At 49.7% G+C, this 386-nt stretch carries 2 pseudogenes; one reads left to right on the forward strand and one right to left on the reverse strand.

Features of this window, described 5'->3' with window-relative positions:
* A pseudogene (locus L2I46_RS29875) lies at window positions 1–81 on the forward strand (hypothetical protein); the annotation flags it as partial.
* Window positions 82–108: 27 nt separating this feature from the next.
* Here L2I46_RS29875 and L2I46_RS29355 read toward each other — a convergent pair.
* Window positions 109–309, reverse strand: a pseudogene (locus L2I46_RS29355) (Tn3 family transposase); the annotation flags it as partial.
* Window positions 310–386: the final 77 nt, after the last annotated feature.

A 386-nucleotide genomic window follows, 5' to 3' on the forward strand; every position in this document is an offset into this window, starting at 1 on the left:
GCGGCTATCGTGCTGTGGAACACGGTGTACCTGGAACGCGCCACCCAGGGGTTGGTCGAGGCCGGCAAGCCGGTGGAGGGGCCCGCTTGGAAAACGGAATATCCTACGTTAAGCCTGTTTTTTATACAGACTGCTATCTACTGAGCGTAACGAACGGTATTTTCCCTGTTCCAGCTTGAGGTTTGTTCGCCAGACGTAATCTCCACTCAAGTTGATGTGTTCCCATCCCAGCGGGGACAGATGAGAAATCAGCTGTTCATTTAGTGGGATCCCTTTTCGCTTCAGAGAATCTATGGCTCTTTCTATATAGGGGTCTGACGCTCAGTGGAACGAAAACTCACGTTAAGGGATTTTGGTCATGAGATTATCAAAAAGGATCTTCACCT

The sequence above is a fragment of the Klebsiella sp. 2019SCSN059 genome, assembly GCF_021739525.1.
Lineage (GTDB): Bacteria > Pseudomonadota > Gammaproteobacteria > Enterobacterales > Enterobacteriaceae > Klebsiella > Klebsiella quasipneumoniae.